This is a genomic window from Xanthomonas codiaei, from assembly GCF_002939785.1.
Classification (GTDB): Bacteria; Pseudomonadota; Gammaproteobacteria; order Xanthomonadales; family Xanthomonadaceae; genus Xanthomonas; species Xanthomonas codiaei.
Window position 1 is genome coordinate 91,356 of the sequence record NZ_MDEC01000014.1, and the last position, 15,012, is coordinate 106,367.

Consider the following 15,012-nt stretch of genomic DNA (forward strand, 5'->3'; position numbering starts at 1 on the left):
AAGCACGCCCACCGCCGGGTCGTCGGCAGGTGCATGCGCAGCGATGCGGCAGAGTTGGAAGTCCATGCCTGTCATTGCCGGGCACAACGGCTACCCTGTGCAGTACGCGCCACCTTGGCCTGTCGTGATCGAGACCCATGCTGCATCGTCCCTTGTTGTTGCTCGTGCTGTTGTTCTGCGCGCCGCTGCTGGCCCAGGCCCAGCAGCAGGCCACGCCTGCCCCGGCGGCCGCTCGCGCCCAGGCCGACACCAATTACAGCTTCGTGCGCTATCGCGCCGACTACGAGGTGCGCGCCGACGCCAGCAGCGTGGAGACAGACGAATACGAGATCCTGCTCAAGACCAAATCGGCGGTGGAGCAGTTCAGCCAAGTGCGCCTGAGCTATAGCGAGAAGATGGAAACGCTCGAGGTGCTTCAGGCCTATACCGTCACCGCCGAGGGCCTGCGCCAGGATGTGGCCAGCGACAAGATCTACACCCAGGAAAGCTACTCCAGTGCCTCGGCGGCGATGTACGCCGACCGCAAGGTCAAGGTGGTGGTGTTCCCGAACCTGGCCCCGGGCGCACGCATCGTCTACCGGGTACGGCGGGCGCAGAACACCCCGTATTTCCCCGGATATTTCAGCCTGTGGGAGACCTTCAGCGTGTTTGCGCAGTACGACGATGCGGTGGTCACGCTGGTGGCGCCGAAGTCGTTGCCGATGCATCTGTCGGTGCGTGGGCTGCAGGGCGGCACCAAGCCGGTGGTGCGCGGCGATCAGGCGCGCTGGGAATGGCGGTATCAGCGCACCGCGCCGATGAAGAACCAGAACTGGAGCGCGGCGAGCTGGGAGTTCAGCCCCACCTTGATGGCCAGCACCTTCGATAGCTGGTCGCAAATGGGCCTGGCGTATCACGTCAAGGGCGGGCGCGCCGCAGCGGTCACCCCGGCGATCCAGGCGTTGGCCGACCAGGTCACCCAGGGCATCGACGAGCCGCGTGCACAGGCGGCGGCCCTGTACGCATGGGTCGCGCGCAATATCCGCTACGTGGCGGTGTATCTGGGCAATGGCGGGCTGGAGCCCAACAGCGCCGACAGCATCCTGGCCAACCATTACGGCGACTGCAAGGACCACACGGTGATCCTGGAGGCGTTACTGGCGGCCAAGGGTATCGCCAGCACGCCGGTGCTGATCGGTGCCGAGGGCGGGCCGACCTTGCAGGCGATCCCGGTGCTGGGGCGTTTCAATCACGCCATCACCTATATTCCGGCCTTCGATCTGTACGTCGATTCCACCAACCCGTATGCGCGCTTCGGGCAACTGCCGGCCGGCGATCTGGGCGCGCCGGTGGTGCATACGCGCGATGGCAAGCTCACCCACACGCCGCCGAACGACCGCAAGGTCAATCGCTACGTTGCGCGGACCGAGTATCGCTTCAACCCACAGGGCGGGCTGCAGGGGCTGACCACGCTCGATAGCGGGCAGACCGGCGAGGTGGGGTTGCGCGCGATGTTCGTGCAGCTCAATGCGCAGAACCGCAACCGCATCGAGGAATCGATCATTGCCCAGTCCGGCTTCGTGGGCACCGGCGATCTGCTGATCCAGGGCGATCCACTGGACCTCGATACGCCGTTCAATTATCGCTATGCCTTCCAGGCCAGCGACGCGGTGGATTTTTCGGTGGTCGGCGGCATGACCTTGCCGGACATGCCCGGCGCCGAATCCACGCGCGCGGTCTATACGACCACCTCGGCCGAAGACAATCTGACCCCGTTCTACTGCAACGACAGCGTACGCGAGGAAACCTATGTGGTGACCTTGCCCGAGACCGTACCCATCATCGCCATCCCGCGCAGCAGCCAGTTCCGCAATGCCGCCGGCGAGTACGCGGTGGAGTGGACGCGGCAGGGGCAGACCGTCACCGCCGTGCACCGGCTGCAGCGCGCTGCCGTACGTGGTCCGCTGGCCCTGTGCCAGCCGCAGGACTACCGCGCGTTTCGCGAGCTCTACCAGCAGGTGCGTCGTGGCTTCCGGGGCCAGATCGTCTACGGCGACCTGACCAGGGTGCAGACGGCGCAGTGAGCACACGGCACCTGCACACGCCTCAGATGAACGCGACAGCGCGATAGCGCTCGCCCATTCATCTATGAAGCTTCAGAATTGACCCAGTCCTTTCTGGAAGACCGCGATGCATCGCCAACTCCGTTATGCCGTCCTTGCCACCGCCCTGTTCGCCAGTACCGCTTTCGCCGGTGCGCGCCAGGAGCTGGACAGCTTCACCCGTGGCCTGAAGGGCCTGGACGGGCAGTTCAGCCAGCAGGTCAGCGATGCCAACGGCCGGGTCAAGGAGCGCTCTAGTGGGCGGGTGGCGTTGTCGGCGCCACGCCAGTTTCGCTGGGAGTACGCCAAGCCCTACAAGCAGCTGATCGTGGCCGACGGCAAGAAGGTCTGGGTGTTCGATCCGGACCTGGAGCAGGTGACCGTGCGCGCGCAGGGCAGCGAAGAGCAGAACAGCCCGCTGGTTGCGTTGATCGATCCGGCGCGCCTGGACAAGCAGTACGACGTCAGTGAAGAGGCCGCGCCACGCGACGGCTTGCAGTGGTTGTCGTTGACGCCCAAGGTCGATACCGAGGCGAGCTTCCAGATGGCCTCGCTGGGATTCGGCAAGGACGGCCTGGCGAAGATGGAAGTGGTAGACGCGGTGGGGCAGCGTACCGCGATCAGTTTCAGCGGCTGGAAGCGCAATCCTGCCTTCGCCGCAGACACCTTCCGCTACACGCCGGCCAAGGGCGTGGATGTGGTGGGCGACGCGCAATAAGCCGTCGCTTGTAGCAAGCAAGCAGCCAGCGGCCTTCTTCGCAGAGGGTCGCCGACGACGCGATACAATGCCGCGTGGCACGAACCAAGCTCCCCATCGCTCCCGAAGCCGATCTGCTCAGCGCCGATGCCGATCACCTGCGCCCGCTGGCCGAGCGCATGCGTCCGCGCACGCTGGACGAGATGGTGGGTCAGAAGCGCCTGCTGACGCCCGACAGTGCGCTGCGTCGCGCTGTGGAATCCGGCCGCGTGCATTCGATGATCCTGTGGGGCCCGCCCGGGTGCGGCAAGACCACCCTGGCACTGCTGCTCGCGCAGTATGCCGATGCCGAATTCAAGGCGATTTCCGCAGTGCTGTCCGGATTGCCCGATGTGCGCCAGGTGCTGGCCGAAGCGGCGCAGCGTTTTGCCGGCGGCCGGCGCACGGTGTTGTTCGTCGATGAGGTGCATCGCTTCAACAAGGCGCAGCAGGATGCCTTCCTGCCGCATATCGAGCGCGGCACCATCCTGTTCGTCGGCGCGACCACCGAGAATCCTTCGTTCGAGTTGAATTCCGCGTTGCTGTCGCGTTGTCGCGTGCACGTGCTGGAATCGGTATCGCCACAGGACATCGTCGAAGCGCTGCAGCGCGCCCTGCACGATCCCGTGCGCGGATTGGGGCAGGAAAGCATCCGGGTCTCGGAGGCGTCCTTGCTGGAGATCGCCGGTGCTGCCGACGGCGATGTGCGTCGCGCGTTGACGCTGCTGGAGATCGCCGCCGAGCTGGCCGCGGGAGAGGGTGGGGAGATCACGCCGCAGACCCTGCTGCAGGTACTGGCCGACCGCACCCGCCGTTTCGACAAGAACGGCGAGCAGTTCTACGACCAGATCTCGGCCCTGCACAAGTCCGTGCGCAGCTCCAACCCGGATGCGGCGCTGTACTGGCTCACCCGCATGCTCGACGGCGGGTGCGATCCGGCCTATCTGGCACGGCGGCTGACCCGCATGGCGATCGAGGATATCGGCCTGGCCGATCCGCGCGCGCAAAGCATGGCGCTGGAAGCCTGGGACATCTACGAGCGTCTGGGCAGTCCGGAAGGCGAGCTGGCCTTTGCGCAACTGGTGCTGTACCTGGCCAGCACCGCCAAGTCGAACGCCGGCTATGCCGCCTTCAACCAGGCCAAGGCCGACGTGCGCGCTACCGGTACCCAGGAAGTTCCGCTGCACTTGCGCAATGCGCCGACCAAGCTGATGAAGACGCTCGGCTACGGCCAGGATTACCAGTACGACCATGACGCCGAAGGTGGCATTGCACTGGACCAGACCGGCTTCCCGGACGCGATGGGCGAGCAGGTCTATTACAACCCGGTGCCGCGCGGGCTGGAGATCAAGCTCAAGGAAAAGCTCGACCGCTTGCGCGAGGCGCGGGCACAGGCGCGGGCTGACAAGGCGCGCAAGCCCACCGCATAATCGCTGGGGCAAAGGTGGGCTTGCTTCTTTGGCCGTGCGCGCGCATACGCAACTGATGCCTGTCACTGCCACGCCGTGGCGGCAGTTCTATGCCCCAGCTGCGTTTTCTACCGAGGATGACGATGCCGATGCTGCAGGCGATTGTTTCGAACACCCCGCCGGCCGGTTGGGTAGTGCGCGCATGAGCGCCCCGGTGTGGTGGCAGCAATTGTTGTTGGCGATGACCGGCGGTGCGCTCGGCTCCGGCCTGCGCTTTGCGATCGGTACATCGCTGCTGCAGCGCTTCGGCGCCGGGTTTCCGTGGGGAACCTTGACCGTGAACCTGGTCGGCTCGTTCTTCGCCGGCGTGCTGCTGGTGTGGCTGGAGGCGCGCGGCCCGTCGAGCTGGCCGCTGCGGGCGCTGCTGATCGTCGGGGTGCTGGGTGGGCTGACGACGTTCTCGTCGTTGATGATGGAATGCCTGGTCTTTGCGCGCAGCGATCGCAGCACGATGATCGGGCTCTATCTGGCAGTGACGCTGATGGCCGGGCTGGCCTTGGTGTTTGCCGGTGCGCGCGCCGGGCAATGGCTGGTTGCGCGCTAAGCTGCGGCCTGTAATGGCGTCGCGCCGGTAGCGCGAGGCCGCGCTGCATGCAGCAGTGGTTTGCGGCGGCCGGTGCGCGGGCCGCGTGTGGTCTGGCCCATCCCCTGTCAGCGCGGCAATGACCTCGACATGTCGGTCTGATGCGCTGTCTGCAACCACAGCAATATGATGAAGCCATCGCCGGCGTGCGAGCGGCAGCTCTGGTTGCAAGGCACGGTGGTGTTATCGGTGCGGCACGAGGCGTGACGTTGGTCAGCATCGACAGAACGAAGGCCTGCTTGCGCACGCCTTCGTCGACCATCCGATCGGCATGACGGGCTCGGCGTGGTCGCCGAGCCCGCGACGCGCGGCTTACAGCGCTTCGATGATGCCGGCAGCGCCCATGCCGGTGCCGATGCACATGGTGACCATGCCGTACTTCTGCTGGCGGCGGCGCAGGCCGTGCACCAGGGTGGCGGCACGGATCGCGCCGGTGGCGCCCAGCGGGTGGCCCAGTGCGATCGCGCCGCCCAGTGGGTTGACCTGGGACGGGTCCAGTTCGCTGTCGCGGATCACCGCCAACGCCTGTGCGGCGAAGGCTTCGTTGAGCTCGATCCAGTCGAGCTGGTCCTTGGTCAGGCCGGCCTGCTTGAGCGCCTTGGGAATGGCCGCGATCGGGCCGATGCCCATCACTTCCGGGCGCACGCCTGCCACCGAGAAGCTGACGAAACGGGCCAGCGGGGTCAGGCCGTAATCCTTGATCGCCTGCTCGGAGGCCAGCAGTACCGCACCGGCGCCATCGCTCATCTGCGAGGAGTTGCCGGCGGTGACGCTGCCGCCGAACTGGCCGTTACGGAACACCGGCCGCAGCTTGGCCAGGCCTTCCAGCGAGCTGTCCGGGCGCGGGCCTTCGTCGGTGTCGACCAGGCGCTTGCGCAGGGCGATGACATTGCCGGCCAGGTCGGGCTGGTGCGAGTGGATTTCGTACGGGGTGATCTCGTCGCGGAACTCGCCGGCGGCGATCGCGGCGATGGCCTTCTGGTGCGAGGCCAGCGCGAATGCATCCTGATCCTCGCGCGAGACCTTCCATTCTTCGGCCACCTTCTCGGCGGTGATGCCCATGCCATAGGCAATGGCCACATGGTCGTCGGCGAACACGCTCGGCGACATCGCGACCTTGTTGCCCATCATCGGCACCATCGACATCGACTCGGTACCGCCGGCCAGCATCAGATCGGCATTGCCCAGACGGATCTGGTCGGCCGCCATCGCCACGGCCTGGATGCCGGACGAGCAGAAGCGGTTGATGGTCTGGCCAGCCACCGAATTGGGCAGGCCGGCCAGCAGCACGCCGATGCGCGCCACGTTCATGCCTTGCTCGCCCTCGGGCATCGCACAACCGATGATGGCGTCGTCGATGCGCGAAGTGTCGATGCCCGGTGCCTGTGCAACCACGGCGCGCAACACGTGCGCCAGCATGTCGTCGGGACGGGTATTGCGGAACACGCCCTTAGGCGCCTTGCCCACCGGGGTACGGGTGGCGGCGACGATGTAGGCTTCTTGAATCTGCTTGCTCATGGCTATCTCCGATAGCCGGGATTTGGGATTCGGGATTGGGGATTCGTCAAAGCGAATTCGCGTGCCCGAATGTTCCTGCCCGGCGGATGAATTTGGTGAAAGCGAGAATCGTGGAGGGCTTGGGACCCGCTGTTACGAATCCCCAATCCCCAATCCCGAATCTCAGTTCCTCAACGGCTTACCCGTCTTGAGCATGTGCCCAATCCGCGCCTGGGTCTTTTCCTGCTGGGCCAGTTCGACGAAGTGCTTGCGCTCGAGCTTGAGCAGCCACTCTTCGTCCACCAGCGCACCGCGATCGACTTCGCCGCCGCAGACCACCGTGGCGATGCGGCTGGCGATCTCGTAGTCGTACTCGCTGATGAAACGGCCTTCCAGCATGTTGACCAGCAGCATCTTGAAGGTGGCGATGCCGACGTCGCCGGCCACCTGGATGCGGCGTGCCGGCAGCGGGGCGCGGTAGCCGCCTTCGGCAAGCGCGCGCGCCTCGGCCTTGGCGATATGCAGGGCCTCGTAGCTGTTGAAGACGATCTTGTCGGTGGCGCGCAGCAGGCCCAGCTCCTGCGCATTGACTGCCGAATTGGAGACCTTGGCCATGGCCACGGTTTCGAAGGTCTTCTTCAGTTCGGCGAACACGTCGCCGCCCGGACCCGCCGCCACCGAAGCGCGCACGGCGATTTCCTTCAGGCCGCCACCGGCCGGCAGCAGGCCGACACCGGCTTCCACCAGGCCGATATAGCTCTCCAGCGAGGCCACGGTCTTGGCGCTATGCATCTGGAATTCGCAGCCGCCGCCCAGCGCCAGGCCGCGCACCGCCGAGATCACCGGCACCTGCGAATACTTGATGCGCTGGCTAGTGGCCTGGAAGTTGGCGACCAGCGCTTCGAACGCATCGAACTTGCCGGCCTGCAGCAGGCCCAGCGCACCGGACAGATCGGCACCGGCAGAGAAGGGCTCCTTCTGCTGCCAGATCACCAGCCCGGCGAAGTCCTTCTCGGCACGGCCCACCATTTCCTGCAGGCCATTGAGCACGTGATCCGAGACGGTGTTCATCTTGGTCTTGAAGCTGACCACAGCAATGTCGTCGCCGTCGTGCCACATGCGCACGCCGTCATTCTCGAACACGGTCTCGCCCGGCGAGAACTTCTCGCCCAGCAGCGGATCGGGGAAGCGCTGACGCTTGTACACCGGCAGCGCCGAGCGCGGCAGCTTGGCGTCGCGTGCCGGGCTGTACGAGCCTTCGGCGCCATGCACGCCGTCGCGACCATCGAATACCCAGTTCGGCAGCGGCGCGCTGCTCATGCTCTTGCCGTTGGAAATGTCTTCGGCGATCCACTGCGCCACCTGCTTCCAGCCGGCGGCCTGCCAGGTTTCGAACGGGCCCAGCGACCAGCCGTAGCCCCAGCGGATCGCCAGGTCCACATCGCGCGCGGTCTCGGCGATGTCGGCCAGGTGGTAGGCGCTGTAGTGGAACAGGTCGCGGAAGGTGGCCCATAGGAACTGCGCCTGCGGGTGCTGGCTTTCGCGCAGCTTGGCGAACTTCTCGGCCGGGTTCTTGATCTTGAGGATCTCGACCACGTCCGGCGCAGCGGCCCGGTCAGCCGGACGGTAGTCCTGCTTCTCCAGGTCCAGCACCACGATGTCCTTGCCGACCTTGCGGAAGATGCCGGCGCCGACCTTCTGGCCCAGCGCGCCCTTGGCGATCAACGCGTCCAGCCACTTCGGCGCCTTGAAATACTGGTGCCACGGGTCGTCCGGCAGGGTGTCGCCCATGGTCTTGATCACGTGCGCCATGGTGTCCAGGCCGACTACGTCCGAGGTGCGGTAGGTCGCCGACTTCGGGCGGCCAACCAGCGGGCCGGTCAGGCCGTCCACTTCATCGAAGCCCAGGCCGAATGCCTGCGTGTGGTGGATGGTGGACAGGATCGAGAACACGCCGATGCGGTTGCCGATGAAATTCGGGGTGTCCTTCGCATACACCACGCCCTTGCCCAGGGTGGTGACCAGGAACGCTTCCAGCCCCTCCAGCACGGCCTTGTCGGTGCCCTTGGCCGGGATCAGCTCGGCCAGGTGCATGTAGCGCGGCGGGTTGAAGAAGTGCACGCCGCAAAAGCGGTGGCGCAGCTGCTCGGGCAGCACGTCGGACAGCTTGTTGATGCCCAGGCCGGAGGTGTTGGAGGCCAGCACCGCATGCTCGGAAACGAACGGCGCGATTTTCTTGTACAGGTCCTGCTTCCAGTCCATCCGCTCGGCGATCGCCTCGATGATCAGGTCGCAATCGCGCAGCTGCTCCAGGCCGCTCTCGTAATTGGCAGGCGTGATCGCCTCGGCCAACGCCTTGCTGGCCAACGGGGCAGGGCTGAGCTTGCCCAGGTTGGCGATGGCCTTGAGCACGATGCCGTCGGCCGGACCATCCTTGGCAGGCAGGTCGAACAACACGGTGTCGACACCGGCATTGGTGAGGTGGGCGGCGATCTGCGCGCCCATGACGCCGGCACCGAGCACGGCGGCGCGACGGACTAGCAACGGATTGGACATAGCGATTGGCCTCTTGGTGGAACGTTTACGGTGTGGAATGAGCGCGGAAACCGGGTTCCGCGAAATGAATGAGTTCGCGCGCCGCGCGGGCGCGATGCTCGGCCTCGCTGACGCCGGCCGGGCGTTTGATCAGCCCGAAATCGGCCATGGCATAGGTCAGCGCACCGGCCAGGAAGTCCAGGCGCCAGTACAGCTCTTCCTTGCTCAGGCCTGGCACGCAGGCGGCGATGGCCTTGCCGAATTCGCGCAGCACGTGGCCGTAGTGGTCGGACAGGAACTTGCGCAGGTTGTCGTTCTTTTCCGCGTAGGCGCGGGCGATCACGCGCACGAAGGCGCCGCCGTTCTGGCGGTCCTGCGCCATCGCCAGCGCCGGCTCGACGAACGCCGCCAGTACCGCGGTGAGTTCGCCGGGGCGCGACCTCCTCGCCGCTTCCAGCTGCTGCAGCCGTGCGGCGGTCATCTCGTCCATGCGCCGGCGGAACACCTCGTTGACCAGGTTTTCCTTGGAGCCGAAGTGGTAATTGACTGCGGCGATGTTGACGTCGGCCTGGGTGGTGAGCTGGCGCAGCGAGGTGCCGGCAAAACCATGCTGGGCGAACAGCTCCTCGGCCGCACCGAGAATGCGGTCCTTGGTGGAGAAGTGGGCTGGCTTGGGCATGCGTCCGGATCAGGCTCAATCAAACGATTGTTTGAGTCTACGGCCAGAATCGTGCCCCGGTCATGCGGCGCTGCAGCACGATTCAGGGGGCGGTATGCAAACAAATGCCCGACGAGATAGAATTGACCATCGCAAAGAAGCCTAAGCCCGCGTTTTGACGCGGGTTTTTTTCATGATAACCTCGGGCCTTCAGTGGCCCGCCCAACGGAGAACTCCCCATGGCGCTGGAGCGCACCCTTTCCATCATCAAGCCCGACGCGGTCGCCAAGAACGTCATCGGCGAAATCTACAGCCGTTTCGAGAAGGCCGGCCTGAAGGTCGTTGCCGCCAAGTACAAGCAGCTGTCGCGTCGTGAGGCCGAAGGTTTCTACGCCGTGCACCGCGAGCGTCCGTTCTTCAACGCGCTGGTCGAGTTCATGATCTCCGGCCCGGTGATGATCCAGGCGCTGGAAGGCGAGAACGCCGTTGCCGCGCACCGCGACCTGCTGGGCGCGACCAATCCCAAGGACGCTGCGCCGGGCACCATCCGCGCCGACTTCGCCGATTCGATCGATGCCAATGCCGCCCACGGTTCGGATTCGGTTGAGAACGCAGCCAACGAGGTCGCGTATTTCTTTGCCGCTACGGAAGTGGTCTCGCGCTGAGGCCGAGTGAGTCGAATCGTGAATGAGGTCGTGATCCCCTCCGTGTTGCAGGACGTCCCCGTCCCCGCAGCGCCGGTGCGCAAGCAGAACCTGCTCGACCTCGATCGCGAGGGACTGGAGCGTTTCTTCGCCGAGACCCTCGGCGAAGCGCGCTACCGTGCCCACCAGGTGATGAAGTGGATCCACCACCGCTATGTCACCGATTTCGACCAAATGACCGACCTCGGCAAGGCGCTGCGTGCAAAGCTGCACCAGCATGCCGAGGTGCTGGTCCCGAATGTCGTCTTCGACAAGCCCTCCGCCGACGGCACCCATAAATGGCTGCTGGCCATGGGCACCGACGGCAAGAATGCGATCGAGACGGTCTATATCCCCGACAAGGGCCGCGGCACGCTGTGCGTGTCCTCCCAGGTCGGTTGCGGTCTGAACTGCACTTTCTGTTCGACCGCCACCCAGGGCTTCAACCGCAACCTGACCACCGCCGAGATCATCGGGCAGGTGTGGGTGGCGGCGCGCCATCTGGGCAACGTGCCGCACCAGCAACGCCGTCTCACCAACGTGGTGATGATGGGCATGGGCGAGCCGTTGATGAATTTCGACAACGTCGTGCGCGCGATGAGCGTGATGCGCGACGACCTGGGCTACGGCCTGGCCAGCAAGCGGGTGACGCTGTCGACCTCGGGCCTGGTGCCGATGATCGACCGGCTGTCCACCGAGAGCGATGTCTCGCTGGCGGTGTCGCTGCATGCTGCCAACGACACCTTGCGCGAGAGCCTGGTGCCGCTGAACAAGAAGTATCCGATCGCCGAGTTGATGGAGTCCTGCGCCCGCTACCTGCGTGGCAGCAAGAAGCGCGATTCGGTGACCTTCGAATACACCTTGATGAAGGGCGTCAACGACCAGCCGGAGCATGCGCGCCAGCTGGCCAGGCTGATGCGCCAGTTCGACAATGCGGTGCAGTCCAAGGACGCCGGCAAGGTCAACCTGATTCCGTTCAACCCGTTCCCCGGCACGCGCTACGAGCGTTCCGGCGAGACCGAGATCCGTGCATTCCAGAAGATCCTGCTCGACGCGCAGGTGCTGACGATGGTGCGCCGTACCCGCGGCGACGACATCGATGCAGCCTGCGGGCAGCTCAAGGGCCAGGTCATGGATCGCACCCGTCGCCAGGCGGAGTTCCGCCGCACATTGGAAGGGCAGGCCGATCGAGATGCGGCAGCGTGAACTCGCGTTAATGGCCGCCGTGGCGATCGCGCTGTGCGCGGTCGGCTGCGGCGGGCGCAATGCCAAGGCCGGTTCGGCCAAGAGTGTGGAAGAGGTCGCGCCGGTGTACTCGTTCCGCGACGACAAGGCCACCAAGAATCGTCTTGCCATCCAGGAGAAGTTGGGCCTGGCTCGCAACCGGCTGCAGACCGGCGACTACGCCGGTGCCGAAGAGCAGGTGCGTGCGGCGTTGAAGAAGGATTTGCAGTCGGTGGATGCCATCGGCATGCTGGCCCTGATCCAGGGCGCCAGGGGCGATGTGACCGGATCGGGTGCATCGTACCGCCGCGCCGCCGAGCTGGCTCCCCAGCGTGGCGATGTGCTGAATAACTACGGTGCCTGGCTGTGCGCCAACGGCTCGCCTGCCGAATCGCTGCTGTGGTTTGATCGGGCATTGACCGACAGAACCTACGCATCGCCCGCGTCTGCACTCGGTAATGCCGGGGGGTGTGCGCTCAAGGCTGGCCAGTCCGAGCGGGCGACGAGCGACCTGCGCAAGGCGCTCGAATTGGACCCGAACAATCCTTATGCGCTGGAATCGATGGCGCGTCTGGAGGCGGGGCGTCGCAATTTTTTCGAAGCGCGTGCCTTTATCGAACGGCGGCTTGCGGCTGCACCGGCAACGGCTTCCGTGTTACAACTCGCCATTCAGATTGAGCAAGGGCTGGGCGACAAGGTAGCTGCCGGCCGTTACCAACAGCGGTTGGTCAAGGAATTTCCTGACGCAGCGACCGCTAATCCCGGGGCCAATGCATTGTGATCAGTGATTCCAATCCGAACCCTTTCGAGCAGGAAAAGGGCTGCGGACAGCATTTGCGCGACGCCCGCGAGGCGGCAGGTCTGAATGTGGACGATGTGGCGGCCAAGCTGCGCATGCCGGCCCACGTGGTGCGTTCGCTGGAGCAGGAAGACTGGCAGCGTCTGGGCGCGCCGGTGTTCGTGCGCGGGCAGTTGCGCAGCTATGCGCGCCTGCTGCAGGTCGACCTGGAGCCGCTGTTGCAGCAGGCCACCATCGCGCCGGTCGAACCGGTCAAGCTGGTCAGCCATACCCATACGCCGCGTGCGCGCCGCATCTTCGAAAGTACTGCGCGCAAGGCGATGTATGTCGTGATCACCGGCGTATTCGCGGTGCCGGTCTGGTATGCGACCCGCTCGCACCTGGACGGCAAGCCGCCGAGCACCGTGTCGCTGGACAGCATGCCGGTGGCCGCCAAGCCCACCGCCCCGGCCCAGCCTGCCACCGCGCCGCGCGAGCAACCGACACCGTATATCGCCTCGATGACCCCGGTGCCGCGCGCGACCCCGGCCAGCGAGACGCCAGCGCCCGCCGATGGCGGCAGCTTGTCGCTGAGTTTCAGTGGAGACAGCTGGGTACAGATCCTGGCGCCGGATGGCAGCCCGGTGGAGAAGGCGCTGATTCGCGCCGGCGAACGTCGCAGCTATTCGCCGGGCCAGGTGGGCCGCGTCGTGCTGGGCAACGCATCGGCGGTAGAGGTTCAGCAAGGCGGCAGTATCGTCGATGTGAAACCGTTCCAGCGCGCTAACGTGGCACGTTTTGCGGTATCCTCCGACGGCTCCGTGGTGCCTGCTTCCGAGTGAAGCGGACTGCGGTTTTTCATTTTTCCCTTTTGATGTTCCGCGCCTCCGGGATGACGGAGCGAGAGTACGCATGGCGATCGACGATCTGCTGGACGAACACGAACAAGGCGAACGCGTTCGTTCCTGGTTGAGAAAGAATGGTGCGGGGCTGGTAGGCGGCGTCCTGCTCGGTCTGGCACTGATCCTGGGCTGGCAGTGGTGGCAGAAGCGCACCAATACCGAACTGGTTGAGGCCAACGCCCGTTACGAGGCGGTGGTGAAGTCGATCCAGGCCAAGAACCTGGACAAGGCCGCCAAGGACATCGTGGCGCTGGACGACGGCAAGGGCGGCATCTACGCCGAGCTTGCGGCGCTGCGTCTGGCCAAGGCCCAGGTCGACGCCGGCAAGAACGCCGAAGCGATCAAGACCTTGCGTGACGTACCCGCCGAAGGCGAGCTCAAGCAGATCGTGCAGCAGCGCCTGGCGCGCGTGCTGATCGAAAGCGGCAAGCCGGACGAAGCGATCAAGCTGCTGGCCGATGCGCAGGACCATGCCAGCCTGGAAATCCGCGGCGATGCACTGGTCGCGCAGGGCAAGCCCGATGAGGCGCGTGCGCTGTATACCCGGGCACTGCCTACGGTGGATGTGGCCTCGCCGCAACGCCGCTTGCTGGAAACCAAGCTGATGGATGTGGGCGGCAAGGTGCCCGATCCGGCGGAGCAGATTTGATGAAGCAGGTTGATATGTACAAGCGCGTTGCATTGGTTGCCGTGATGGGTCTGTCGCTGGCTGGTTGCAGCACCGTCAAGGGCTGGTTTGCCGGAAAGGACGCTGCTGCCAAGAAGGCGCAGGAACCGGCCGAGCTGGTGAAGTTCGAACCCTCGGTCAAGGTCGACAAGATCTGGTCCACCGGCGTGGGCAAGGGCGAGGGACATATCGGTGTGCGTCAGCGCCCGGCCGTGGCCGATGGCAAGGTCTATGCCGCGGCGATCGCCGGTGGCGTGCAGGCGCTCGACCTGCAGACCGGCAAGCGCGTGTGGGAATACGAGCCCAAGAAGGAAGAGCGCAACGATCGCAAGTTCAAGCAGCGCCTGTCCGGCGGCCCCGGGGTCGGCGAAGGGCTGGTGGTGATCGGTAGCCTGTCCGGCGATGTGATTGCCCTGAACCAGGCCGACGGTACCGAAAAGTGGCGCGCCAAGGTGCCCAATGAAGTGATCGCCGCACCGGCGATCGCGCAGAACCTGGTGCTGGTGCGCAGCAACGACGGCCGCGTCACCGCGTTCGATGCCGCCACCGGCGAGCGTCGCTGGTTCCACTCCGAGGAAGGCCCGACCTTGTCGGTGCGTGGCAATGCGCCGATCGTGACCGGCCCGGGCGTGGTGTTCGTGGGCAACGACAGCGGCACCTTGAGCGCGCTGGCACTGCAGGATGGCCGCCCGTTGTGGGAGCAGGCCATTGGCGTGCCGGAAGGCCGGACCGAGCTGGAGCGCATGTCCGACGTGGACGGTGCGCCGGTGCTCGATGGCACCACGCTGTACGCCACAAGCTTCAAGAACGAAACCCTGGCGTTGGAAGGCCCAAGCGGCCGTCCGCTGTGGACGCGCGATCACGGCGGCGCCGGTGGCGTTGGTGTGTCGTCGGCCGTGGTGGTGGTGTCCGACAATGCCGGTTCGGTGTGGGGCCTGGACAAGAGCAGCGGTGCGGCGATGTGGTCGCAGGCTGCCCTGGCGCGGCGCTCGCTCACCGGTGTGGCCATCCAGGGCGACTATGCCGTGGTCGGCGATTACAAGGGCTACCTGCACTGGCTCAAGCTCAGCGACGGTGCACTGGCCGCGCGCGCTCGCGCTGGACGCGACACGCTGCTGGCGCAGCCGGTGGTCGTCGATGGCATTCTGCTGGTACAAAATACCGACGGCGATTTCTCCGCCTTCCGGTTGGCACAATAA

Annotated in this window: 13 protein-coding genes; 10 read left to right on the forward strand and 3 right to left on the reverse strand. The window is 65.5% G+C overall.

The window, feature by feature from the left end; translation table 11 throughout:
* The first annotated feature begins 137 nt into the window (after positions 1-137).
* From XcodCFBP4690_RS11845 to crcB, 4 genes are all read left to right on the forward strand, one after another.
* A complete protein-coding gene (locus XcodCFBP4690_RS11845) occupies positions 138-2,063 on the forward strand; it encodes a DUF3857 domain-containing transglutaminase family protein (RefSeq protein ID WP_104541125.1) in 1,926 nt (641 codons plus the stop codon).
* Positions 2,064-2,169: 106 nt separating this feature from the next.
* A complete protein-coding gene (gene lolA, locus XcodCFBP4690_RS11850) occupies positions 2,170-2,799 on the forward strand; it encodes an outer membrane lipoprotein periplasmic chaperone LolA (RefSeq protein ID WP_104541126.1) in 630 nt (209 codons plus the stop codon).
* A gap of 158 nt (positions 2,800-2,957) precedes the next feature.
* Positions 2,958-4,247 carry a replication-associated recombination protein A gene (locus XcodCFBP4690_RS11855; protein ID WP_410049637.1) on the forward strand — a complete coding sequence of 430 codons (1,290 nt, stop codon included), beginning with the start codon at positions 2,958-2,960 and terminating at the stop codon, positions 4,245-4,247.
* A 181-nt stretch (positions 4,248-4,428) separates the two neighbouring features.
* Positions 4,429-4,830 carry a fluoride efflux transporter CrcB gene (gene crcB / locus XcodCFBP4690_RS11860; RefSeq protein ID WP_104541151.1) on the forward strand — a complete coding sequence of 134 codons (402 nt, stop codon included), beginning with the start codon at positions 4,429-4,431 and terminating at the stop codon, positions 4,828-4,830.
* Between the two features lie 351 nt (positions 4,831-5,181).
* On the opposite strand, the gene XcodCFBP4690_RS11865 is transcribed toward crcB, so the two are convergent.
* The 3 genes from XcodCFBP4690_RS11865 to XcodCFBP4690_RS11875 form a co-directional block, all read right to left on the reverse strand.
* The gene (locus XcodCFBP4690_RS11865; protein ID WP_104541128.1) at positions 5,182-6,387 is read right to left on the reverse strand and encodes an acetyl-CoA C-acyltransferase; all 1,206 of its coding nucleotides are present in this window, start codon (positions 6,385-6,387) and stop codon (positions 5,182-5,184) included.
* 162 nt (positions 6,388-6,549) lie between these two features.
* The gene (locus XcodCFBP4690_RS11870) at positions 6,550-8,922 is read right to left on the reverse strand and encodes a 3-hydroxyacyl-CoA dehydrogenase/enoyl-CoA hydratase family protein (protein ID WP_104541129.1); all 2,373 of its coding nucleotides are present in this window, start codon (positions 8,920-8,922) and stop codon (positions 6,550-6,552) included.
* Between the two features lie 25 nt (positions 8,923-8,947).
* The gene (locus XcodCFBP4690_RS11875) at positions 8,948-9,580 is read right to left on the reverse strand and encodes a TetR/AcrR family transcriptional regulator (RefSeq protein ID WP_104541130.1); all 633 of its coding nucleotides are present in this window, start codon (positions 9,578-9,580) and stop codon (positions 8,948-8,950) included.
* A gap of 218 nt (positions 9,581-9,798) precedes the next feature.
* Between XcodCFBP4690_RS11875 and ndk the strand changes: the two genes are divergently transcribed.
* From ndk to bamB, 6 genes are all read left to right on the forward strand, one after another.
* On the forward strand, positions 9,799-10,224 hold the full coding sequence (gene ndk, locus XcodCFBP4690_RS11880; protein ID WP_002812972.1) for a nucleoside-diphosphate kinase: 426 nt from the start codon (positions 9,799-9,801) through the stop codon (positions 10,222-10,224).
* 18 nt (positions 10,225-10,242) lie between these two features.
* On the forward strand, positions 10,243-11,448 hold the full coding sequence (rlmN, locus tag XcodCFBP4690_RS11885) for a dual-specificity RNA methyltransferase RlmN (RefSeq protein ID WP_104541152.1): 1,206 nt from the start codon (positions 10,243-10,245) through the stop codon (positions 11,446-11,448).
* A gap of 10 nt (positions 11,449-11,458) precedes the next feature.
* Entirely contained in the window at positions 11,459-12,247 is a 789-nt protein-coding gene (pilW, locus tag XcodCFBP4690_RS11890; protein ID WP_104541131.1) for a type IV pilus biogenesis/stability protein PilW, read from the forward strand.
* Positions 12,244-13,086 (forward strand): RodZ domain-containing protein, encoded by an 843-nt coding sequence (locus XcodCFBP4690_RS11895; protein WP_104541132.1) that lies wholly within the window; start codon positions 12,244-12,246, stop codon positions 13,084-13,086. Before pilW ends, XcodCFBP4690_RS11895 begins: the two co-directional genes overlap by 4 nt.
* Positions 13,087-13,156: 70 nt before the next feature.
* Positions 13,157-13,795, forward strand: a complete 639-nt coding sequence (locus XcodCFBP4690_RS11900; protein WP_064510836.1) for a YfgM family protein — start codon at positions 13,157-13,159, stop codon at positions 13,793-13,795.
* On the forward strand, positions 13,795-15,012 hold the full coding sequence (gene bamB / locus XcodCFBP4690_RS11905; protein WP_167394584.1) for an outer membrane protein assembly factor BamB: 1,218 nt from the start codon (positions 13,795-13,797) through the stop codon (positions 15,010-15,012). The genes XcodCFBP4690_RS11900 and bamB overlap by 1 nt, the downstream gene beginning before the upstream one ends.

Coding starts and splice junctions, on each gene's coding strand:
- XcodCFBP4690_RS11845 (WP_104541125.1), top strand. CDS start 138: ATGCTGCATCGTCCCTTGTTGTTGCTCGTGCTGTTGTTCTGCGCGCCG.
- XcodCFBP4690_RS11870 (WP_104541129.1), bottom strand. CDS start 8,922: ATGTCCAATCCGTTGCTAGTCCGTCGCGCCGCCGTGCTCGGTGCCGGC.
- XcodCFBP4690_RS11875 (WP_104541130.1), bottom strand. CDS start 9,580: ATGCCCAAGCCAGCCCACTTCTCCACCAAGGACCGCATTCTCGGTGCG.
- lolA (WP_104541126.1), top strand. CDS start 2,170: ATGCATCGCCAACTCCGTTATGCCGTCCTTGCCACCGCCCTGTTCGCC.
- bamB (WP_167394584.1), top strand. CDS start 13,795: ATGAAGCAGGTTGATATGTACAAGCGCGTTGCATTGGTTGCCGTGATG.
- ndk (WP_002812972.1), top strand. CDS start 9,799: ATGGCGCTGGAGCGCACCCTTTCCATCATCAAGCCCGACGCGGTCGCC.
- XcodCFBP4690_RS11855 (WP_410049637.1), top strand. CDS start 2,958: ATGCGTCCGCGCACGCTGGACGAGATGGTGGGTCAGAAGCGCCTGCTG.
- crcB (WP_104541151.1), top strand. CDS start 4,429: ATGAGCGCCCCGGTGTGGTGGCAGCAATTGTTGTTGGCGATGACCGGC.
- XcodCFBP4690_RS11900 (WP_064510836.1), top strand. CDS start 13,157: ATGGCGATCGACGATCTGCTGGACGAACACGAACAAGGCGAACGCGTT.
- XcodCFBP4690_RS11865 (WP_104541128.1), bottom strand. CDS start 6,387: ATGAGCAAGCAGATTCAAGAAGCCTACATCGTCGCCGCCACCCGTACC.
- pilW (WP_104541131.1), top strand. CDS start 11,459: ATGGCCGCCGTGGCGATCGCGCTGTGCGCGGTCGGCTGCGGCGGGCGC.